This window comes from Ruegeria sp. HU-ET01832 (assembly GCF_040371315.1).
Classification (GTDB): domain Bacteria; phylum Pseudomonadota; class Alphaproteobacteria; order Rhodobacterales; family Rhodobacteraceae; genus Ruegeria; species Ruegeria lacuscaerulensis_A.
Window position 1 is genome coordinate 21356 of sequence record NZ_BAABWL010000013.1, and the last position, 20599, is coordinate 41954.

Genomic DNA, 20599 nt, shown 5'->3' on the forward strand with positions numbered 1-20599 from the left:
TCGAGTCCTTAACGGTTAGAAGGTAATTCCCTGTCGAGCCATGCCCAGGCGACCATTCCCACATACCCGACACAAAGAGCGATGAGCGTGGCCCAGGCAAATGTCAGCAGCGCCGCCCCCGCAACAGCGACACCGATGAGCAAAAACTTCACGTTCTCGCGAGAAATCCGCGTGGCCTTGAAAGACCATGTTGGTATGCGACTGATGAGCAGAAGACCGATGATCACCATGTAAAGGCAGATCAATACACTCGGCAGCAACGGGGCATCGGCGAAAGCGAAAGACAAATACATTGGCAACATGACCAGAAGCGCCCCCGCAGGGGCGGGGACCCCCTCGAAATAGGCACTGTCCTGATCACATGTCTCGGATTTGCTGCTCACATTGAACCGGGCAAGGCGCATGACGCAGCACACAGCAAAGAACAATACCGCAATCCACGCCGCGCTGGGTATATCCTGTAGGACCCAAAAATAGAGAACGAGCGGCGGAGCCACTCCGAAGTTCAGAAAATCTGCAAGAGAGTCAAGCTCGGCCCCCAGCTTGCTGTCACTGCTGAGCAGGCGCGCAATGCGCCCATCTAATCCATCAAGCACACAGGCAGCAATTATCAACTGGACCGCGAGTACGTAGTTACCCTGAACACCAAATCTGATTGCTGACAGGCCCGCGCAAATGGCCGTTATGGTCAGCGCATTGGGCAGCAAATGGATTAGCGCAAACCCGGTCTCTTCCTGTTTGGGGGGGTCTCCCATTGATCCGCCTACCTATTTTTCTTCAGACATAGATAAACTGGCAAGGACGGTTTCACCCGCAATCATCGTTTGTCCGACACGCACTTGTGGATCCACGCCATCCGGAAGGTAAACATCCAGCCGAGACCCGAACCGGATCAATCCAAATCGCTCTCCGGTTTTAAGCGCTTCGCCTGGTTTTACGAAGCAGACGATCCGTCTGGCCACTAGACCAGCAATCTGGACAACAGCCAGATCCTGATTGTTTGTCATACGAATACGCAAGCTGTTGCGCTCGTTATCAGCACTGGCCTTGTCCAGGGATGCATTGAAAAACTTGCCGGGGCGGTAGGCAACTGCGGTAATCTCCCCTTCAATGGGGGTCCGGTTCACATGACAGTTGAAGACACTCATGAACACGCTGACACGGGTGAGAGGTGTGTCGGGCATCCCAAGTTCTTTCGGCGGTACCGCAGGTTCGATCAGCGAAACCACCCCGTCCGCCGGGCTAACAATCAGGCCTTCTTCTGTCGGTGGCACACGTTCAGGATCGCGAAAGAAATAGTAACACCAAACCGTGAAGCCGACGCCAATCCAGCCCAGAATGTCGGACAAGAGAAACAGACCGACCGTTATGGCGGCAAAGATTGCGACAAACCTAATGCCTTCGGGATGCATCGGTTTGATGAACGTATCGCGCATGCGCATTGCAAGCTTTCCCTCAGGTCATTTGACGGCACTGTCATAAGTGGATTGGTGTGGAACGCAAGTGTGACTAGCGCGACCGGCGTCAATTGATATTAGGGTGTTACAAGTTGATGGGCACTATTTACAGCACCTCGGCGCTTAGGCTTCGGCCTTGTGACCGGTAAGCCAAATTATGCCAAGTTGAAGGGCGTGGGCCTGATTTCGGACCTAATAGTTCAGTATCCGCTTCAGCCCCAAAGCGGTCCTTCAAAACCGAGTTTGCAATGTCCGAGATGCGGACATAGCGTGAATTCACGTAGCGGACCCCAACTTCTGCAGTCTGCGCATCGCGACCTCGATTTCCTGCAACAAGGGCGGATTGCAGACCTTCCCCGCAAGTGCGAGATTTTGTGGGGCAATCTGTGAAAGCTGACATTCCGGTGTTCACTTTAGGCAGCTGATTTCTGCACAGCCGCAGGGCGGCGATGAGCTCGAAGCTGAAGTAACCTTGGGCTGGAACCATTGACCTGCATCAGCGGTCAACTCAGGCATTGCAAATCAATCGATCCAAGACCTGAAATTTTTGTTCAACAAAACTAATGAATCGGCTCGATGAAGGAGACATTATTCGATCGCAAAGCGTAACGCAGCCCAGGTGGCGGTCCGGGTCGCCGATCTTGATGGGAAGGGATGTCAGGGTGTTTTGGCGTTGCATCATGAAGACAACCGAGAACGGCAACACGGTCAAAGAGTCTGAGCCAGTCAAGACATTTGCGACCGCGCTGAGAGACCCTCCGGTAAAGCTTATCTTGAGGTCACGCACACCAATTCCATCCAAGGTATTTCTCAGGTCGCGAAAAAGTGGACTGTTCGCGGGCGGGGCGATCCAAGGATAGTTGGTAATATCATCGAGTTTCACCTCTTTCTTGCGCGCCAAAGGGTGCCCTATGCGGCAAGCAATAACATTTCGCCCAGGAAGGATTTGGCGAAACTCGTACTCTTCAGATACGTCGGCCGGACGAATAGGAAGAATTGCCACGTCCAATGTCTCATTGGAAATCTGCGACAACAGGTCCGCGGGATATCCATAGGACTGGTCGATCCGGACGTTTGGGTGCTCGGCCTGAAACTCCGCGATCACGCTCGAGATCACGCCGTCCATGAAGATTGGCGTACCCGCAACCCGCACCGCGCCCGCAAGGCCTTGCCGGTATTCGTCCACCAGACGGCTCGCATGACGGCCGGCATCCAGAATCCTCTGCCCCTCACGCGCCAATGAAAGACCAAGTTCGGTAGGTTGCAGAGGTCGCCGCGCGGGGAGGAACAGGGGTTCTCCCACGCGATCTTCCAGCAAGGACACGCTGCGCGAGACACTGGGCTGAGATTTGCCAAGCAAAACAGAGCCTTCGGTCAAGCCACCCGCTTCGACGATGGCCGCGAGAATTTCGAGATGTCGTGGATCTAACTTCATAACCCAAGGTTATATTATCAGTTCCAAATTCGATCAAGAACCCGTTCGTGCCCTGCTAGCGTTGACCAAATTCACAATTCTTCGCAGGTCGGGAAACCTCTCAATGGGTCTCAGCATCACCAGCATTAACGGTCAGAAGGTTCGGTTCGGCGCGGGTTTGCGAAACGACATTTGTTCCGAGCTGTCTGAACTAAGCTCGACAAAAGCGCTGATTCTTTCGACGCCACAACAAGTGGATATGGCGATGGAACTGGCGACAATGATCGGGGATCGCGCGTCGGGTGTATTTACCCGCGCGACAATGCACACGCCGGTCGACGTCACCGAAGAGGCAGTCGAACATGCCCAGTCAGTTCAAGCCGACAGTGTAGTGGCCATCGGAGGCGGCTCGACGATCGGATTGAGCAAGGCAATTTCCCTGCGCACCGGGCTACCGCAGGTCGCCATCCCAACCACCTATGCCGGCAGTGAGGCCACGCCGATCCTGGGTCAGACTGATAAAGGTATCAAAACCACTCTTACAGACGCTAACGTTCTGCCGCGGGTCATTTTGTATGATCCTGAACTTGTGGCCTCTTTGCCGCCTTCAATGACCGTGACCAGCGCGCTGAACGCGGTGGCGCACGCGGCCGAAGCGCTCTATGCCAAAGACCGCACAGAGGAAACTACTGCGCTGGCAATCAACGGTCTCAAAGCGTTCGCAGAGGGTCTGCCAACCGTTGTCGAAAACCCCAACGACCTGAAAGCCAGAGAAGAAACGCAGCGCGGCGCGTGGGCCTGCGGCACGGTACTTGGCCTGGTCGGAATGGCCCTGCACCACAAGCTTTGTCATACGCTGGGCGGGTCCTTCAATCTGCCGCATGCGGAAACCCATGCGATCGTTCTGCCCCATGCCATCGCTTACAATGCCGTAAGCGTGCCCGATCTGCTGGCCCCCGTGTCAGACAGTCTTGGCGGTTCTAAGCCCGGTCAGGCGCTTTGGGAATTTGCCATAGCCATGGGCGCACCCCTGGCTTTGAAAGACCTCGGCCTTTCGGAAGACGATCTGGATCGCGCCACAGAAATCACACTCAAAAATCCGTATTGGAACCCGCGCTCTGTCACGGCTGACGGGGTGCGGGCGCTATTGCAAAACGCTTGGGCGGGCAACGCCCCAAGCGTTTGAGTTCACCGTGTCAATGGAGGGACACATGATCACACGACGCAAATTGCTGCAATCCAGCGCCGCAACCGGCCTCGGGCTGGCCGCCGGCGCGCTCGCCGCACCCGCTATCGCACAGGGCGCGAAGATCAAGCTGGGCTATGTCAGCCCGCAATCAGGGCCTCTGGCTGCCTTTTCCGAAGCAGACACGTACATTCTGGATAATTTCGCCGCGTCCGAGGCTGGCGCGAATTTCGAAGTGATAGTCAAGGACAGTCAGTCGAACCCGAACCGCGCCGCCGACGTTGCGGGTGAGTTGATCGTGGATGACGAGATCGACCTGATGCTGGTCGCCTCAACCCCCGAAACGACAAACCCGGTTGCGTCAACCTGCGAGGCCGAAGAAGTGCCCTGCATTTCGACCGTTGCCCCGTGGCAGCCGTGGTTCATCGGCCAGCAGGGCAATCCCGGCGATCCCGGATCTTGGGAGCCGTTCTATTACGCCTATCACTTCTTCTGGGGGCTCGAAGATGTGATCTCTGTTTTCACCGCGATGTGGGGCCAGTTGGACACCAACAAACAGGTTGGCGCCTTGTTCCCGAATGATGGTGACGGCAATGCCTGGGGGGATCCGAATGTGGGCTTTCCGCCGGCTCTTTCCGAGCTTGGATACACACTGACCGACCCCGGGCGGTACCAGAACCTGACGGACGATTTCTCGTCCCAGATCAATGCCTTCCGGCAGGCGAATGTCGAGATAGTGACTGGTGTTCCGATCCCGCCCGATTTCACTACATTCTGGAGCCAGGCCAAGCAGCAAGGCTTTACGCCGAAAGCCGCGAGCATCGGTAAAGCTATCCTGTTTCCGCAAGCGGTCGAAGTCTTGGGCAGCGCTGGCAACAATCTGAGCTCCGAAGTGTGGTGGTCGCCCACGCATCCATTCTCGTCATCGCTGACGGGCGCGAGCTCGGCTGAACTGGCGCAAGGCTATATGGCTGCCACTAGCCGCCAGTGGACCCAACCCATCGGCTTTGTGCACGCACTGTTCGAAATGGCAGCAAACGTCATGGGCCGCGTCGATGACGCGGGCGATGGCGATGCCGTAGCCGAAGCTATCGCTGCCACGCAGTTGGATTCTATCGTGGGCCGGATCGCGTTTGATGGTGCGGGCCTGCCACCCTTCGCTGCGCAGAACGTTGCCAAAACGCCCCTGGTTGGGGGGCAGTGGAGGCTGCTCGACAATGGCAGCTATGACCTCGTGATCGTCGACAACTCTTCCGTGCCCGAGATCCCGACTGCGGGTGTGATGGAAGAAATTTCCTGATCGCAACGAAACCAAAGCCCCGGACTCAAGCCCGGGGCAGGAACACCGGTATGACCATACTTTCGCTCAAAAATGTCTCCAAAAGCTTCGGAGCCCTGACCGTCACCGACGATGTCAGCTTTGACGTCGAGCAAGGACAAGCCCTTGGGATCATTGGTCCGAACGGCGCCGGGAAGTCGACGCTGTTCAACCTGATTACCGGAAACCTGACCTCTGACGCGGGATCGATCCATTTCGATGGCGTAGATGTCACTCGCGTGCCGCCCATGCAGCGCTGCTTATCCGGTGTTGGGCGTTCTTTTCAGATCCCTCAACCGTTTGATCATCTGACAGTGTTTGAAAATCTTCTGGTGGCTGCAACGCATGGGCAGAACAAATCCGAACAAGAGGTCGAACAGGACTGCGTTCGTATTCTTGAACAGACGGAAATGCTGAATGCGGCCAATGATCCGGCAGCAGGTTTGCGGTTGCTACAGCGCAAGCGGCTGGAGCTGGCGCGTGCAATGGCCACAAACCCCAAGCTTCTGCTGTTGGACGAAATCGCCGGGGGTTTGACCGATGCGGAATGCACCGCGCTGATCAACACGATCAAGGGACTGCACAGCAGCGGTGTCACGATTATCTGGATCGAACACGTCCTGCATGCGCTCACCTCTGTCGTCGAACGGCTGCTGGTTCTGGATTTCGGCAAGGTGATCGGCCTGGGCGATCCGGACACGATCATGAACAGCCGGGAAGTCAAAGAAATCTATCTGGGGATCGAAGTCTGATGAGCCTGCTGGAAACCCACGCGCTGACCGCCCATTACGGAGATTTCCAAGCCCTGTTCGGCGTGGATATCCACCTGAACGAAGGCGAAACCGTCGCCATTATCGGCGCGAACGGGGCCGGGAAATCGACTCTCATGCGCTCGATCTCTGGCGTTCTGACCAACGGGCCCGAACAGGTGCGCTTTGACGGTCAACCCATCGGAGGCCTAGCCGCGGACGAGATTATGGCGCGCGGAGTGGCCATGGTGCCCGAGGGGCGTCGGTTGTTTCCTTCTCTCAGTGTCGAAGAAAATTTGCTGATCGGCACCTATGGCCGAAAAGTGTCAGGCCATTGGTCTTTGCAAACGATCTACGACCTGTTCCCGATCCTGAAAGAGCGTCGCAACCATCCGGGGACGGCTCTCTCAGGTGGGCAACAGCAGATGGTGGCAATTGGCCGCGCCCTCATGAGCAACCCGCGCGTTTTGCTCTGTGACGAGATCAGCCTCGGGCTGGCACCTGTGGTCATCAAGGACATCTACGACGCCGTCCCCCGCATTCAGGAGGCCGGAGCCAGCCTGATCGTGGTGGAGCAGGACATTGGCCAGGCGATGAAAGTCGCGGATCGCGTCTACTGCATGATGGAGGGTCGCGTCACGCTGGAAGGCACCGCCGAGACGCTCAGCCGTGAAGCCATTCACGACGCCTATTTCGGAGGAGCCGCCGCATGATCTGGATCGACACCATCATTCAGGGCGTTCTGTTGGGCGGGCTCTATGCGCTGTTCGCGGCAGGCCTGAGCCTCGTGTTCGGGATCATGCGTTTGGTCAATTTGGCCCATGGCGATCTGATCGTCTTTGCAGCTTATCTGATCCTTCTATTGGTCTCGTTGTTTGGGCTGTCGCCGTTTCTGGCAGCCATCATTGCCGCACCAATCATGTTTGGCGTGGGTTGGGCCTTGCAAAGGCACGTGCTGAACCGAGTGCTGGGGCCTGATATCCTACCGCCTTTGCTTGTGACATTCGGTCTGTCGATCGTCTTGCAGAATGCTCTGCTCGAAGGGTTCTCAGCAGATAGCCAACGTTTGCCTGCGGGTGAGATTGCAACCGCTTCCGTTCAAATAGGCGGGTTGAATCTTGGTGTTCTGCCGCTGCTGACCTTTGCCTCGGCTATCCTTGTCATCGTAGGTCTGAACCAACTTTTCTACCGCACAGAGTTGGGCCGAGCGTTCCGCGCGACCTCGGATGATGCGGTGACAGCGGGTCTGATGGGTATCCGGCCAGAACGTATCTTCGCCAATGCCACAGCCATCGCAATGCTCGTGGTGACCTTGGCGGCGCTTTATCTAGGAATGCGGGCGAACTTTGACCCGAACATCGGCCCAGCGCGCCTGATCTACGCCTTTGAAGCCGTAATCATTGGCGGCCTCGGCAGCCTGTGGGGCACGTTGATTGGAGGCATCATCATCGGCCTCGCGCAGACCGTTGGTGCGGCGATCAACCCCGAATGGCAAATCCTGGCTGGCCACCTGGCCTTTCTCATCGTGCTTCTGATCAAACCCAGAGGCCTGTTTCCAAGGGCGGTGGACTAATGACTGATACCTCAATGTACAGCGTCCAGACTCAGACCCGCGCATCCTACAGCGCCGGAGCTGTCTGCGTCGCCCTGATCATTTTGTTCATCCTGCTGCCGACGTTTGCCAGCAGGGGGTTGATTCAAGACCTGTTCTTCATCTTCACCATGCTTGTACTAGCGCAGTTCTGGAACCTGCTGGCGGGGTACGGCGGTTTGGTCTCGGTCGGACAACAAGCCTTTGTTGGTATGGGGGCCTATGCCATGTTCGGCGGCGTCATCCTGTGGGGTATGGACCCGGTTCCGGCGATCCTGTTGGGCGGCGCTGCAGCCCTGATTGTCGCTATACCTACGGCCTTCTTCGCCTTTCGCCTGCAAGGGGCTTACTTCGCCATCGGAACATGGGTCATCGCCGAGGTCATGCGCCTGCTGGTGGCCCAATGGAAAGTGCTCGGTGGCGGCACCGGCACCTCTCTGCCGCGCACCGCAACGCGTGAGATGTGGGCCACCGAGTGGATCCAAACCACGTTTGACGTTCGCGGCGCGGCAGCGCGGGATATCCTGACGTATTGGTTGGCCTTGGCGCTGGTGATCGCAACGATTGCGGGCATCTACTGGCTGCTCAGAACGAAGCGTGGGCTGGCGCTGGCGGCGGTACGGGACAACGTTGAAGCGGCTAAGTCTGTTGGCGTCGATGCGGTGCGGATGAAATGGCTGGTCTACTTGGTCTCAGCCGCAGGAACCGGGCTGACCGGCGCGCTGATCTACGTTCAAAAGTTGCGGATTTCACCTGATGCGGCGTTCTCGGTCACCGACTGGACCGCTTACGTGATTTTCATCGTTGTTATCGGAGGCATCGGGACCATTGAAGGCCCAATCCTGGGCGTGCTGATCTTCTTCATATTGCAGAGCCTGCTGGCCGACTACGGCTCCTGGTACCTCATGGTGCTTGGTCTGATCGGGATCGCCGTCATGCTCTTCGCCCCGCGCGGCCTCTGGGGGCTGATCACCGAAAAAACCGGACTTCAAATATTCCCCGTGCGCCGTCGTTTGGTGATTGGCGCGCAGTCGAACAAGGAGGATTGATCCATGAAAACAATCGCGTTGACGGTCGCGGCCGCAGCACTTGGAACTGGCGCACTTGCTGGCAGCTCCCTGCCGGGAATGACGGGCACAGACCACGTGGGATTTACTGTCCCGAGCGTTGATGAGGCTGTCACCTTCTTTCAGGACGTGATCGGATGCAATGTGTTCTACCCGTTGGGACCGTTCTCGGGCGGTGACAGCACCTGGATGGCGGAGCATCTGAACGTCGATGCCAAAGCCGAAATCCCGACGATGCGGCTGGTGCGCTGTGGCGACGGCGCCAATTTCGAAATCTTCGAATATACGGCGCCCGATCAGGATACGAAGCTACCGCGCAACTCGGATATCGGCGGGCATCACATCGCGTTCTACACCACCGATATGGAAGGTGCCGTCAGCTATTTGCAGGACAAGGGCATTCAGGTCCTCGGCAACCCGACAACCATGACCGACGGCCCAAGTGCTGGCGAGACCTGGGTCTATTTCCTCGCCCCCTGGGGCATGCAGCTTGAACTGGTCACCTACCCGGACGGCAAAGCCTATGAGGCCGAATATGACGGCCGCCTTTGGGATCCGCGGTCCTGAGACATTCAAAGAACAAGGGAGAGAGCTTATGGCCACCATTACAACGGATGTCCTGATCATCGGGACCGGCCCGGCGGGGTCTGCAACGGCGGCTTTGCTGTCCAGCTATGGCGTCGAGAACATGGTCATCAACCGCTATCGCTGGCTGGCCAATACGCCGCGGGCACATATCACCAATCAGCGCACGATGGAGGTGCTGCGCGACCTTGGTCACGAGGTCGAGGCCGAAGCCTACATGCACGCGGCGCATCAGGACCTGATGGGCGAGAACGTGTTCTGCGAAAGCCTTGCCGGTGAAGAAATTGGGCGCATGAAAAGCTGGGGCAACCATCCCCTGTCCAAGGCCGAACACCTGTTGTCCAGCCCGACCATGATGAACGACCTACCGCAGACGTTCATGGAGCCGATCCTGTTCGGCACGGCCTGTCGCCGCGGCACGCAGGCGCGCATGAGCACTGAATACTTGCGTCATGAGCAAGACGCAGATGGAGTGACGACGACGTGCCTTGATCGGTTGTCGGGTGAAGAGATCACCATCCGGTCGAAGTACCTTGTCGGTGCGGACGGGGGCAATTCTCTGGTCGCCGAACATGAGGGGCTACCTTTTGAAGGCCAGATGGGTGTCGGTGGTTCGATGAACATCCTGTTCCGCGCGGATCTCAGAAAATACGTCGCGCATCGCCCATCGGTTCTCTACTGGGTGATGCAACCCGGCGCAAATGTGGGTGGCATCGGCATGGGTCTGGTCCGCATGGTCCGCCCGTGGAACGAATGGCTCATTGTCTGGGGCTATGACATCAATCAACCAGCCCCCGAAGTTGATGAGGCGATGGCCACGCAAGTAGCACGGCAATTGGTTGGCGATCCCGAGCTTGAGATCGAACTGATCAGTGCCAACACCTGGACCGTCAACAACATGTACGCGACCCATATGCAGAAGGATCGCGTGTTCATTATGGGTGACGCGGCACACCGACACCCACCATCCAACGGGCTCGGGTCGAACACGTCGATCCAGGACAGCTTTAACCTCGCGTGGAAGCTGGCGGCCGTATTGAAAGGTCATGCTGGAAAACGCTTGTTGGACAGCTACAGCGAGGAACGCGCACCGGTGGCAAAGCAGATCGTCACGCGGGCCAACCAGTCGATTGGTGAATTCGGACCGATCTTCGAAGCGCTTGGCATGGCCGAAGGGGTCGACCCGCAGGTCATGCAAAGCAACCTTGAGGCAAGGACCGGGTCAACGCCGGAAGCTGCGGCGCAAAGACAGGCAATCCGCGAGGCCATTGCCTTCAAGAAATATGAATTCGACGCCCACGGTGTCGAAATGAATCAACGTTACGATTCCCGCGCAATTGAAACAGATGGCCAACCGAACCCCGGTTTCTATCAGGACGCCGAACTCCACTTCCAGCCGACGACTTGGCCCGGCGCGCGTATTCCACATGTCTGGGTGTTTGATCATGATACAGGGAACAAGCATTCAACTCTGGATTTGTGTGGTCGCGGAGAATTCACCGTGCTGACCGGAATTGGTGGCGAGGCCTGGGTAGCAGCGGCCGAGACCGTCTCAAATGAGCTGGGAATGCCCATTCGCTGTCACGTCATCGGCCCGCGCCAGACCTATGTTGACCACACCGGGGATTGGGCGCGCGCATCGGAAATTTCGGATACGGGCTGTTTGCTGGTCCGTCCTGATCAACACATCGCTTGGCGCTCGACCGATATGGTTGAGGATGCCGAAGCCGAACTGCGTCGCGCTCTGACCACAGTCCTTTCGCGATAAACAGAAACGGATCAGGTTTTACAGGTTAGGAGATCACAATGGACTCGCATGAGATGGGATACTTCACCGAGGAAAACTCGGCCGAGGTGGTTGCGGCCCGCAACAAAAATGCGGAAAGCGAAAGGCTTAAAGAGGTGATGGAGGTGATCACCCGCAAGCTTCATGAAGCGGTTAAAGAAATCGAACCGACGCAGCAGGAATGGTTCGAAGCCATCATGTTCCTCACCAAGATTGGTCATATGTGCGACGACTGGAGGCAAGAGTTCATACTTTTGTCCGATGTTTTGGGCGTGTCGATGTTGGTGGATGCTGTAAATTCCCGCCGCCCCTCTGGTGCTTCGGAGAACACTGTGTTGGGCCCATTTCACGTCGGCGATGCCCCTGAATATGCAATGGGCCACAACATATGCCTCGACCAGAAGGGCGAAGATATGGTGGTGCGGGGGCGCGTGACAGATGTTGATGGCAACGCGCTGGAAGGCGTCAAAATCGACGTCTGGCAGGCAAACGACGAAGGGTTCTATGACGTTCAGCAAAAAGGCATCCAACCCGACTTTAACCTGCGCGGTGTTTTTAGAACGGGACCGGACGGAAAATACTGGTTCCGCGCTGTCAGGCCCAAACATTATTCTATTCCTGACGATGGCCCCGTCGGAGATTTGTTGAACCGGTTGGGTCGCCATCCGTTTCGCCCGGCCCATTTGCACTACATTGTGTCAAAGGATGGGTATGACGAACTGACAACCCACATTTTTGACCCCGAGGACAAATATCTCCATTCGGATTCCGTTTTTGGTGTCAAAGAAAGTCTGATTGCCGAGTTCAACCGCGTCGATGACCCGGTACGCTCCGAGCAAGTTGGCTTCGACGGTCCGTATTGGGATGTCGAATTTGATTTCGTCCTGGCACCCCAAGAGGTGTGACATGGGCGAGCCGTGCATCATTTGCGTCGCGATAACCGGGTCTTTGCCCACAAAGGCCAATAACCCGGCCGTGCCAATAACCGTCGAAGAACAAATCGAAAGCACCCAGCAAGCGTTCGAAGCGGGGGCAACCATCTGCCACGCACATGTGCGCAATGAAGACGAAACGCCGTCAAGCGATCCTGACAAATTCGCAAGATTGAAAGAGGGGTTGGAGAAACACTGCCCCGGCATGATCATTCAGTTTTCGACAGGCGGGCGGTCCGGTGCGGGCAAGACGCGGGGTGGCATGTTGCCATTGCGGCCGGATATGGCCTCCTTGTCGGTGGGGTCGAACAACTTTCCAACGCGCGTGTATGAAAACCCGCCTGATCTGGTCGACTGGTTGGCGGCGGAAATGGTGACCTATGGCGTCAAGCCTGAGATCGAAGCCTTCGATCTGAGTCACATTCTGAAGGCGGCTGACATGCATCGGAAAGGGCAAATCAAAGATACGCCTTATGTGCAATTTGTCATGGGTGTCCAAAACGCGATGCCGGCAGACCGTGAGATTTTTGATTTCTATGTAAAAACTGTCAATAGACTATTCCCTGGCGCCCCCTGGTGCGCCGCCGGGATTGGGGCGCAACAGATTGTTTTGAACGAATGGGCAATTTCGTCCGGAGGCCATGCACGAACGGGTCTGGAAGACAATGTGCGTCTGGACAAAAAAACTTTGGCCTCATCGAACGCCGCATTGGTCGAACGCACGTCGGATATCTGCGTTCAGTACGGCCGACCAGTCGCAACACCTACGCAGGCACGAGCGATACTCGGTTTGTCGTCCAGGTGAAAATTGACGAGGTCAGCGTTTAGCTGACTGCCGCCATCCAGTGCAAGAATCGGAGGACTGCAAGGTCCACTGTACAGACGTCTATCGCTACCGAGATCAAGCAGGTGCAGCGAACGGCAGCAATGCGAACTGCGAATGCAGCATTTGAAAACAGTCCTCAAGGGCAGCTCTGGGACCTTACTAACCATAACAAATGGCGGCAAAACGTGGTTCACGCCCGTTCGTGCGTCGCGCAGAATCGGTCAAGATGGGCTCGATGCAGTCATCTGAGTCTTTCCGTCAGATGACCGCTTGTGGTCGGAAAGTGGGCACGGAAGCCATTACCCACTGATCTAAAAAAGTTCGGGCTTTCTCCTTGAATGGACTGGACTTCACGACGGTTCAGAGCGGTACTGTCTGTGTCGAACATGCCCGGGATCACTGGGCTCCACTCAGTACAGGGCGAGGAATAAACCTTTGCCCTCAGAGTGGAGAAACACGATGACAACACCAATTGCGGCAACCCAAAATTCGGACAGAAACACGAAGGTTGCCAAAAAGCCGACCCGCCAAAAGCAGCTGTACAAAATGCTGACGCGGAAGTCCGGCGTCACAATCGCACAACTTCAACAGACCTTCGGCTGGCAACCGCATACGACTCGGGCGGCGATATACGCGCAGCGCAAAGCAGGACGTGTGGTCGACAGGGCGGAGACCGACAAGGGATCGATCTACCGAATTGTCGAAATGCAGGGCAACCAATGAAAGCGGAGCAAAACGAAGATGTTTCGATCCAAATATCAGAGATCGAAGCCCTTAATCGCGCAGCGTGCCTCGACCGATGGCGAGAGACCTTCGGGCGCTCACCACCGAAGTATCTTTCGCCACAGTTCATGAAGCGGGTGCTAATCTGGGAAACGCAGAACAGGGCGCTGGGCGGTGTGTCTGTTAAAACCACCCGGCGACTGAAGCAGATTGCAGCTGGGAAAACGTTGACCACGACCGCCAAGCCCGGTTCTCAGCTTGTTCGAGAATGGAACGGGCGGACTTACCAGGTCGAGGTCGTTGAGGGTGGGTACGTCATGGACGGTAAAACCTGGCGTTCGCTGTCAGCCATCGCCCAGTATATCACCGGCGCCCATTGGTCCGGCCCGCGCTTCTTCGGGGTCCAGTGATGCGCAGGGTCCGCTGTGCGATCTATACCCGCAAGAGCTCGGAAGAAGGGCTTGAGCAAGACTTCAACTCTCTGGATGCGCAAAGAGAGGCCTGCGGTACTACATCTCCCACCGACTGGTGAAGGGCCGCAGCCAGAAGCATCCAGATGCTTGGCGTCTGCCTGCGGATGAACTGGAAACTTTGATCGCTGACGTCATCAGAAAAAACCTGAGCTGTCCGGATTTTGCTATAGCCCTCCTGCGGGACGTATCTGCTGCAGAGATCCCGGGCATCTCCACGAAATTGCAATCCATTCAAAGTGCGAAACAGTGCCTTGCTCTTGTCGCGCGAGTTGATCTCAAACCAGGCCAGGTGACTGTTCTTCTTGGCCACAGGGAAATAGCCGAGCAGCTTGAGTGCAAACTAGATCGGTTAGACATATCTGCCCTGTGCATCGAAGCTCCGTTCCGGATGCGCCGACGAGGAGTCGAGCTGAAGTTACATCTGGGAGACGCACCCTCGGAGGCGGATCTCACTCTGGTTCAGAACATCGTCAAAGCGCAGCGGTGGATGGCTATGATCAAGAGCGGAAAGACCTTTACCGAAATCGCAAAGACGGAAAGCACATCCAAGCGCCGCGTTCAGGATGTAGTCGATCTGGCGATGCTGGCGCCGGACATTCTCGACTCCATCGCATTAGGCGAACAGCCGGATGGCCTCACGTCTAACTATCTCATCAGGTCAGGCGTCCCGGCTCTCTGGTCTGAGCAACGCGAACGGTTTGCTAAGCTCTGAGCAAAACCTCTCCAAAATCTACCAAACTCGTACCGCCGAATTGGCAAACTGAGATTAAGGGTCGAAATCGGCCGTTTTTACTGCTTATCCCATGTCTATGTCGAAAGTTGCTTGAGCCAAGGTGCGGAAATCACGCAGCAATATCGACGCAAACTCTCGTGAGCTGAAGATTAGTGAGTGGGTGGCTGGGGTGGTAGGAATCCTTGCCGTCCTATGATTGTTATAGGCTTTTCCAACTGGTGACCGGAACTGGGGCGGTTTCTGGGGCGGTTTCTGGGGCGGAACGAGGACGAAGGACGAGTGAGCACGGGGCATTTGGAGCCGCTAACATACCCCTTTACGAGTGCCGACCCGTGCTGTCGAGACCGCTAAAGAACCGCCCAGTGGCGCTGAGACGACCGCTGACGAGTCGTTCCGGGGGCTGAAGGCTGGTTGCTGGTGCTGGCGGGTTGGGGCGGAGCGGACGTTAAGGCGTGATGCAGCGAACGACTGGTGAGAGCCCAATGTGGACGGTCGCAATCGATATAAATTAGTATCAAAGCCCGAGGCGATTGAAGCCTGTCAAACGAAAAGCCGTAGTCTCTCTAGGTTTGATTCAGAATACCTAAGGCAACAACATTCCGCGGATCATGAAAAAGAACATAGCTGCAAGAGTGCCTGCCAAAGGGACCGTGATAACCCATGCAGCTGCAATTCGGAGCAATAGGTTTCGCTTGACCAATTCGATCCGGTGCACCCTGCCGAGAGCTTTTCGTTCTTTCTTAGCCAAAACTCGGTCGGAGGAAGCCTGTGCCTTCATATCGCGCAATATCTCGCCCTTAGTCGTGACGTCAGCAGCTTCAAATCTCTCGAGGAATGCTTCAACCGCTTCTGGGTCATGGTCGGCGTGGTGCTCTCTAATTTCGTCCAGCATGCGGGCGTAGCTGGACTTGATGTATTCACGCAAGAATCCGACCCCGAATACACCCCCAACAGCGATATGGGTGGAACTGACTGGTAACCCCAGCTGCGAGGCGACAATAACCGTAATCGCCGCCGCCATCGCGATGCAATATGCGCGCATTTTATCAAGTTCGGTGATCTCGCTTCCTACGGTTCGGATCAATTTGGGTCCATAAAGCGCGAGACCGAGTGAAATGCCTATGGCTCCAACCGCCATTACCCATATCGGAATAGAGGCTTTCGTGGCCACGGCACCGGCGGCGATCGCTTCGTTGATACCGGCTAGTGGGCCCACTGCATTGGCGACGTCATTGGCACCATGAGCAAAACTCAGGAGCGCTGCTGCGAAGATTAGCGGAACGGTGAAGAGATCGTTCACGCTTGATTTTTTGTTTTCCAGACGCTTTGTCGTGTTTGCGACATACGGACGAATAAGAAAGTAAACGACGATCGCAAGCAACAGGCCAATCACCAGGGCTGTAGGGAAGTCGACCTTCACCAACTTCTTCACACCTTTGAGCATAAGATACGTGCCGAAGGCCCACGCCATAACGGCAACAAGGAATGGCACCATTCGGTTGGCTGCAGTCAATACATCCGATTTATAGGTTATTGTGCGCTTGATGACGTAAAGGAAAGTTGCCGCAATGACTCCTCCAAGGACGGGAGAAATAATCCAACTCGCCGCGATCATCCCAACCTGATACCAGTCCGCTATGCTCCAACCGGCTGCAGCTATCCCAGCCCCAAGTACGCCACCGACGATTGAATGCGTTGTGGAAACCGGGGCACCGACAGCTGTGGCGAAGTTCAGCCACACCGCTGCCGCGAGTAGAGCCGCCGTCATCAGCCAGATGAATGTGTCTCGGTCCGCCACCAAGTCCGGGTCGATAATGCCTTTTTTTATTGTGCCGACAACATCGCCCCCCGCAATCATGGCGCCGCCTGCTTCAAAGAAAGCCGCAATCAGGATAGCGCCGGTCAAAGTAATTGCTTGGGACCCGACGGCGGGGCCAACATTGTTCGCTACGTCGTTCGCGCCAATGTTCATAGCCATGTATCCACCGATCATTGCGGCGACGATCAAGAGCACTCCGTCTGTTCCGCCTTCTGATCTGGCCATTGCTACCAGCATGATGCCGACGATGAAGAGCAGAGCCGTACCAAACCGGAACAGTTCTTCCCGGTTTAGGCGAACTGCTTTTTCTACTCTTTCAGTTCTCAACATGTTTGGTCGATCGGTCTCATGTAGCAAGTCAGTCCAAACATTTGGGCAAGTAGAGTTCCTACGCCATGATTTGAATCAATGAGACATGTACGTTGCGGTAGTAGAAACATCGAGGTCAGAAAGCGCCCGGGTTTGGGGTGTGGTATCTGCTGAGAATCTTGGCGCTGCACGAACGTTGGTTGAGGTTAGTGTGCGGTCTTCCTGTAGGTCGAAATTCGCGCCATGCGGTGTCTTTGCGATCCAAAAAATTTGGACTGATTGAATGATCAAGTACTACCTACCGGTCGCAATTGGCGCGCTACTAATTGCCTTTTGGGTAAGTCCTGACGCGCAGGTGGTTGCAGCTGGGATCGCTATATTTTTGTTTGGCATGCTTATGCTTGAAGACGGCTTCAAGCTACTTGGAGGCGGAACACTAGAACGAATGCTTCAGCGGGCGACAAAATCCGTTTCGCGATCTCTCTTATTCGGTTTCGTCTCTACTGCGTTGTTGCAGTCCAGCTCACTGGTTTCGGTCATAACGATTTCGTTTTTAAGTGCGGACCTTATTTCTCTGGTCGGTGGGGTGGGGATAATCTTTGGGGCCAATATCGGAACGACGACGGGTGCGTGGTTGGTCGCCGGGCTAGGATTAAAGGTGAATATCGCAACCTATGCCATGCCAATTATCGGCCTTAGCATAATTCTTGTGTTTCAGAAGCCGAAGGTGCTCCGTGGGATTGGTTACGCCCTTGGAGGACTGGGTTTTCTGTTTTTAGGCATTCATTACATGAAAGAGGGTTTCGACGCGTTCAAGGATCAGGTCGACCTAATGCGATTTGCTTTGTCGGGGTTTTGGGGGCTGGTGGTCTATTGTTTGTTGGGGACTGCCGCAACCGTGATTATGCAGTCGAGCCACGCGACGATGGTGCTTACTCTCACCGCGCTTGCCGCTTCACAAATAAGCTATGAAAACGCGCTGGCTCTGGCGATCGGGGCTAATATTGGAACCACGATTACGGCGATTATTGGCTCGATCAGCGCCAATTTTCAGGGCAAGCGACTCGCATTGGCGCACCTGATCTTCAATACAACGACTGCGGCGGTAGCTTTGATTTTCATAGTCCCGCTGAGTGAGACGGTCGACCTGATCAGTGGTACCGTGGGCATCGGTGCGGAAGATTATGCTCTGAAGTTGGCGGTGTTCCATACCATCTTTAACGTGCTCGGCGTCTTGCTCATGTTACCATTGATGCGTTGGCTGATTTCCTTTCTTGAACGCAGTATCGTCGAACCAACCCCCGATGTCAGTCAACCGCGGTACCTGAACGATGCGGCCGATGATTTCCCACAGACTCTTGAGATCGCACTTCGAAAGGAAGTCATGCATCTCTACGAAAACGCGATGACGTTGATCTTGCATGGCCTGAATCTGCATAAGAAGGATGTACTTGGCGCGAACAGCGTTGCAGAGGTGGTTCGCAGCAGTCGAACACCTACCGACATGGATATCGAGGAAAGCTACCGGCGCAAGATCAAGACGCTCTATTCTGCAATTGTAGAATTCTCGACGCGCGTCGGGGAAAAACGTGTCGAACCAGACGTTGCGGAACGTGTTTATGCACTGAGGGATATCGCCGGTGACATCGTTCAAGCGGTTAAGTCGGTCAAACACCTGCGAAAGAATATCTTGCGTCACACTGTACGGTTGTCCGGGAGTGCAACCGAACTGTATGATGGCCTCCGTACTGAAATTGCCAGAATACTCGTCGAAATTCAAAAACTTGAAAACTCGGAACCGGATGAGCGTAGTGCGCTCTGGCTTGATCAGGAACGTGCACAAGTAGAAGAGGATGCCCGGACCGCTGCGCGCCGTGTAGAACATCTCATTCGAAAAAACCAACTCACTCCCGATGCCGCAACTTCATTTCTAAACGACTCGGACTATGCCTACAGCGCGATGCGTAAACTGATCGAAGCAGCGAGAACCTTTTACATCGAACGAGACAGCGCTATGGCCGAAGTCGAACGTTTGTTGGCTTTGGAAGAAGAAGAACTGGGTGAGTATCAGATTGAAACCGATGCGCTCTCTAAGGAAGACGAATCCGAAAAACGTCACAGTAAAGTCGTAGAAAGCAAATAGCATGCTGAAATTGTGCGACGATCTGCGGGGGGGGTTAAGATGGGATTGAAAAAACTTGCCGAAAAAATGGTCGAGTACAACTCGCGTCTTGAGGCGGGCAAAGCGGAGAAAATTAAATCCAGCCATGTTCAAAAGGTACTCAAGAAGCTGCGCAAGAAGGCAGCAGATATTGAGGCCGAAATTCATATTGAAAAGAATTCTGATAGGAAAGCCAGGCTGGTTCGAAAACTCGGAACAGCGCACGAGAGCGTCAAACGGGCGGAGTGGCTATTGAGGGAGATCGACTAATACGCTGGTCCTGCCTCTAGAAATTGGTTTGAGTCGTGCTGAGAGACTTCGCAACCAATTTGAGCCTGATGCCAGTATGCTCAAACAACGCGTTTAAGTGTTCTTATCCGTCAATTCTGTTTGAGCACCGAACGGCAGGTTTGTCCGCAAAGCAGTCGTTCGTTTAACTTGAAGCGAATGTCCACTTTGACAAAAAAGAAAACAAAGCGCAGATCCCCCGGCAACCCGCTAAGGGCCGCCGAGGGATAGTTGTCAGGGTGGTCTTCGGTTGACGACGTAGTCAGCCAGCCATTGCCAGTAGGATTCCGCATCACGAAACCCCTGAGCACGAGCAGCCAGATCTTCCGCAGCTTTACGGGTGCACCCGCCATCGAACTCAGCGATAGCAGCTCGCTCCTCGAACGCATCAATGTCGGGGAAGGTCATGTCGGCAGTTGGATCTGGTCAACGATCGACCGCCGCTGCTCGTCGCTGATGCCAGCCGAATAAATCCCGTAGGTGATCCCGTTCTCCGACCGCGCCGATTGGTGACCAACCAGAGAGGCCGTGAAATGTTCGGGAACACCTGTTCGTTCGCACTGGGTCACAAACCACTTTCGAGTCGAGTGAAACACCAGACCCGGTCGCTCCAAGTCCAGCCTATGTCTCAGTCTCGCGAACCCCTTGGTGACATGCGCCACGGTAAGGTCAGGGAACAGAGGCCCATGGATAGGCAGTTGCCGGAACGTCTCCTCCAGCACCGGGTGAACCGGAACCAGTCTCTCCGCAGCGTCGGTCTTCAGCAGTCTCAGTTCATTGGGCTGAACATGGACGAAGCAACCGAGGTTGCCCTTGGTCACGAGGTCTTCCCGAAGCAAGCCGACCGCTTCCCCTACTCGCATTCCTGACAGCAGACAGGTCAGCAGAACAGGATGTAACTCCCGGTCGTTGGCTCCTAGCAATCGCACGACTTCATCGTCGGTCGGAACGGCATAAGGTTGAGGGCTTACCTTGCGATCGAAGAGAACGGTTCGAAAGGGGTTCTGTTCCAGATGCCCCTCATAGACCACCCAGTCGAGGAAGTGATTGACCTGAGACCAGATCCGCCGCTGGGTTCTGGCGGTTATTGTCACCGACCCCCGGGACGAGTACGCAACCAGTTGGTCCAGGGTCAGCCCACGGGTCCGCTCCGACTTGCCGATCATCGGGGACAGTTGGGCA

20 protein-coding genes are annotated in these 20599 nt (G+C 55.7%); 15 read left to right on the top strand and 5 right to left on the bottom strand.

Annotation, left to right across the window (positions count from 1 at the left end; genetic code table 11):
- Positions 1 to 8: 8 nt before the first annotated feature.
- From pssA to ABWV79_RS22095, 3 genes are all read right to left on the bottom strand, one after another.
- Entirely contained in the window at positions 9 to 755 is a 747-nt protein-coding gene (gene pssA, locus ABWV79_RS22085; protein ID WP_170335106.1) for a CDP-diacylglycerol--serine O-phosphatidyltransferase, read from the bottom strand.
- A 12-nt stretch (positions 756 to 767) separates the two neighbouring features.
- On the bottom strand, positions 768 to 1442 hold the full coding sequence (locus ABWV79_RS22090; RefSeq protein ID WP_170335104.1) for a phosphatidylserine decarboxylase: 675 nt from the start codon (positions 1440 to 1442) through the stop codon (positions 768 to 770).
- 523 nt (positions 1443 to 1965) lie between these two features.
- Positions 1966 to 2892: a LysR family transcriptional regulator gene (locus tag ABWV79_RS22095; RefSeq protein ID WP_170353286.1), complete on the bottom strand. Its 927-nt coding sequence runs from the start codon at positions 2890 to 2892 to the stop codon at positions 1966 to 1968.
- Positions 2893 to 2995: 103 nt separating this feature from the next.
- Between ABWV79_RS22095 and ABWV79_RS22100 the strand changes: the two genes are divergently transcribed.
- The 13 genes from ABWV79_RS22100 (at position 2996) to ABWV79_RS22160 (ending at position 14819) form a co-directional block, all read left to right on the top strand.
- Complete coding sequence (locus tag ABWV79_RS22100) at positions 2996 to 4057, top strand: maleylacetate reductase (protein WP_170353287.1); 1062 nt, start codon at positions 2996 to 2998, stop codon at positions 4055 to 4057.
- A gap of 25 nt (positions 4058 to 4082) precedes the next feature.
- Positions 4083 to 5357: an ABC transporter substrate-binding protein gene (locus ABWV79_RS22105; protein WP_170528638.1), complete on the top strand. Its 1275-nt coding sequence runs from the start codon at positions 4083 to 4085 to the stop codon at positions 5355 to 5357.
- Positions 5358 to 5407: 50 nt separating this feature from the next.
- Positions 5408 to 6127, top strand: a complete 720-nt coding sequence (locus ABWV79_RS22110; RefSeq protein WP_170528640.1) for an ABC transporter ATP-binding protein — start codon at positions 5408 to 5410, stop codon at positions 6125 to 6127.
- Positions 6127 to 6837 carry an ABC transporter ATP-binding protein gene (locus tag ABWV79_RS22115; RefSeq protein ID WP_170353290.1) on the top strand — a complete coding sequence of 237 codons (711 nt, stop codon included), beginning with the start codon at positions 6127 to 6129 and terminating at the stop codon, positions 6835 to 6837. The genes ABWV79_RS22110 and ABWV79_RS22115 overlap by 1 nt, the downstream gene beginning before the upstream one ends.
- Positions 6834 to 7697, top strand: a complete 864-nt coding sequence (locus ABWV79_RS22120; protein WP_170353291.1) for a branched-chain amino acid ABC transporter permease — start codon at positions 6834 to 6836, stop codon at positions 7695 to 7697. Before ABWV79_RS22115 ends, ABWV79_RS22120 begins: the two co-directional genes overlap by 4 nt.
- On the top strand, positions 7697 to 8764 hold the full coding sequence (locus ABWV79_RS22125) for a branched-chain amino acid ABC transporter permease (protein WP_170353292.1): 1068 nt from the start codon (positions 7697 to 7699) through the stop codon (positions 8762 to 8764). Before ABWV79_RS22120 ends, ABWV79_RS22125 begins: the two co-directional genes overlap by 1 nt.
- 3 nt (positions 8765 to 8767) lie before the next feature.
- Positions 8768 to 9349, top strand: coding sequence for a VOC family protein (locus tag ABWV79_RS22130; RefSeq protein ID WP_170528642.1), 582 nt, complete (start codon positions 8768 to 8770; stop codon positions 9347 to 9349).
- Positions 9350 to 9377: 28 nt separating this feature from the next.
- The gene (locus ABWV79_RS22135) at positions 9378 to 11135 is read left to right on the top strand and encodes an FAD-dependent oxidoreductase (RefSeq protein WP_353394971.1); all 1758 of its coding nucleotides are present in this window, start codon (positions 9378 to 9380) and stop codon (positions 11133 to 11135) included.
- A gap of 38 nt (positions 11136 to 11173) precedes the next feature.
- Entirely contained in the window at positions 11174 to 12058 is an 885-nt protein-coding gene (locus ABWV79_RS22140) for an intradiol ring-cleavage dioxygenase (protein WP_170353295.1), read from the top strand.
- Between the two features lies 1 nt (position 12059).
- Complete coding sequence (locus ABWV79_RS22145; RefSeq protein ID WP_170353296.1) at positions 12060 to 12890, top strand: 3-oxoadipate:acetyl-CoA acetyltransferase; 831 nt, start codon at positions 12060 to 12062, stop codon at positions 12888 to 12890.
- Between the two features lie 480 nt (positions 12891 to 13370).
- Entirely contained in the window at positions 13371 to 13634 is a 264-nt protein-coding gene (locus ABWV79_RS22150; protein WP_353394973.1) for a DUF3489 domain-containing protein, read from the top strand.
- A complete protein-coding gene (locus tag ABWV79_RS22155; RefSeq protein WP_353394975.1) occupies positions 13631 to 14044 on the top strand; it encodes a DUF2924 domain-containing protein in 414 nt (137 codons plus the stop codon). The genes ABWV79_RS22150 and ABWV79_RS22155 overlap by 4 nt, the downstream gene beginning before the upstream one ends.
- Before the next feature lie 118 nt (positions 14045 to 14162).
- Entirely contained in the window at positions 14163 to 14819 is a 657-nt protein-coding gene (locus ABWV79_RS22160) for a hypothetical protein (RefSeq protein WP_353394977.1), read from the top strand.
- 604 nt (positions 14820 to 15423) lie between these two features.
- Here ABWV79_RS22160 and ABWV79_RS22165 read toward each other — a convergent pair.
- Positions 15424 to 16989 (bottom strand): inorganic phosphate transporter, encoded by a 1566-nt coding sequence (locus ABWV79_RS22165; protein WP_353394980.1) that lies wholly within the window; start codon positions 16987 to 16989, stop codon positions 15424 to 15426.
- Between the two features lie 262 nt (positions 16990 to 17251).
- On the opposite strand from ABWV79_RS22165, the gene ABWV79_RS22170 reads away from it, so the two are divergent.
- Both ABWV79_RS22170 and ABWV79_RS22175 read left to right on the top strand, forming a co-directional pair.
- Positions 17252 to 19111, top strand: a complete 1860-nt coding sequence (locus ABWV79_RS22170) for a Na/Pi cotransporter family protein (RefSeq protein WP_353394982.1) — start codon at positions 17252 to 17254, stop codon at positions 19109 to 19111.
- A gap of 39 nt (positions 19112 to 19150) precedes the next feature.
- On the top strand, positions 19151 to 19399 hold the full coding sequence (locus tag ABWV79_RS22175) for a hypothetical protein (RefSeq protein ID WP_353394984.1): 249 nt from the start codon (positions 19151 to 19153) through the stop codon (positions 19397 to 19399).
- Between the two features lie 422 nt (positions 19400 to 19821).
- Here the strand turns inward: ABWV79_RS22175 and ABWV79_RS22180 are convergent.
- Positions 19822 to 20599: site-specific integrase (locus ABWV79_RS22180; protein WP_502949877.1), on the bottom strand; the 778-nt coding region annotated here is incomplete at its 5' end.

Coding starts and splice junctions, on each gene's coding strand:
- pssA (WP_170335106.1), bottom strand. CDS start 755: ATGGGAGACCCCCCCAAACAGGAAGAGACCGGGTTTGCGCTAATCCAT.
- ABWV79_RS22090 (WP_170335104.1), bottom strand. CDS start 1,442: ATGCGCATGCGCGATACGTTCATCAAACCGATGCATCCCGAAGGCATT.
- ABWV79_RS22095 (WP_170353286.1), bottom strand. CDS start 2,892: ATGAAGTTAGATCCACGACATCTCGAAATTCTCGCGGCCATCGTCGAA.
- ABWV79_RS22100 (WP_170353287.1), top strand. CDS start 2,996: ATGGGTCTCAGCATCACCAGCATTAACGGTCAGAAGGTTCGGTTCGGC.
- ABWV79_RS22105 (WP_170528638.1), top strand. CDS start 4,083: ATGATCACACGACGCAAATTGCTGCAATCCAGCGCCGCAACCGGCCTC.
- ABWV79_RS22110 (WP_170528640.1), top strand. CDS start 5,408: ATGACCATACTTTCGCTCAAAAATGTCTCCAAAAGCTTCGGAGCCCTG.
- ABWV79_RS22115 (WP_170353290.1), top strand. CDS start 6,127: ATGAGCCTGCTGGAAACCCACGCGCTGACCGCCCATTACGGAGATTTC.
- ABWV79_RS22120 (WP_170353291.1), top strand. CDS start 6,834: ATGATCTGGATCGACACCATCATTCAGGGCGTTCTGTTGGGCGGGCTC.
- ABWV79_RS22125 (WP_170353292.1), top strand. CDS start 7,697: ATGACTGATACCTCAATGTACAGCGTCCAGACTCAGACCCGCGCATCC.
- ABWV79_RS22130 (WP_170528642.1), top strand. CDS start 8,768: ATGAAAACAATCGCGTTGACGGTCGCGGCCGCAGCACTTGGAACTGGC.
- ABWV79_RS22135 (WP_353394971.1), top strand. CDS start 9,378: ATGGCCACCATTACAACGGATGTCCTGATCATCGGGACCGGCCCGGCG.
- ABWV79_RS22140 (WP_170353295.1), top strand. CDS start 11,174: ATGGACTCGCATGAGATGGGATACTTCACCGAGGAAAACTCGGCCGAG.
- ABWV79_RS22145 (WP_170353296.1), top strand. CDS start 12,060: ATGGGCGAGCCGTGCATCATTTGCGTCGCGATAACCGGGTCTTTGCCC.
- ABWV79_RS22150 (WP_353394973.1), top strand. CDS start 13,371: ATGACAACACCAATTGCGGCAACCCAAAATTCGGACAGAAACACGAAG.
- ABWV79_RS22155 (WP_353394975.1), top strand. CDS start 13,631: ATGAAAGCGGAGCAAAACGAAGATGTTTCGATCCAAATATCAGAGATC.
- ABWV79_RS22165 (WP_353394980.1), bottom strand. CDS start 16,989: ATGTTGAGAACTGAAAGAGTAGAAAAAGCAGTTCGCCTAAACCGGGAA.
- ABWV79_RS22170 (WP_353394982.1), top strand. CDS start 17,252: ATGATCAAGTACTACCTACCGGTCGCAATTGGCGCGCTACTAATTGCC.
- ABWV79_RS22175 (WP_353394984.1), top strand. CDS start 19,151: ATGGGATTGAAAAAACTTGCCGAAAAAATGGTCGAGTACAACTCGCGT.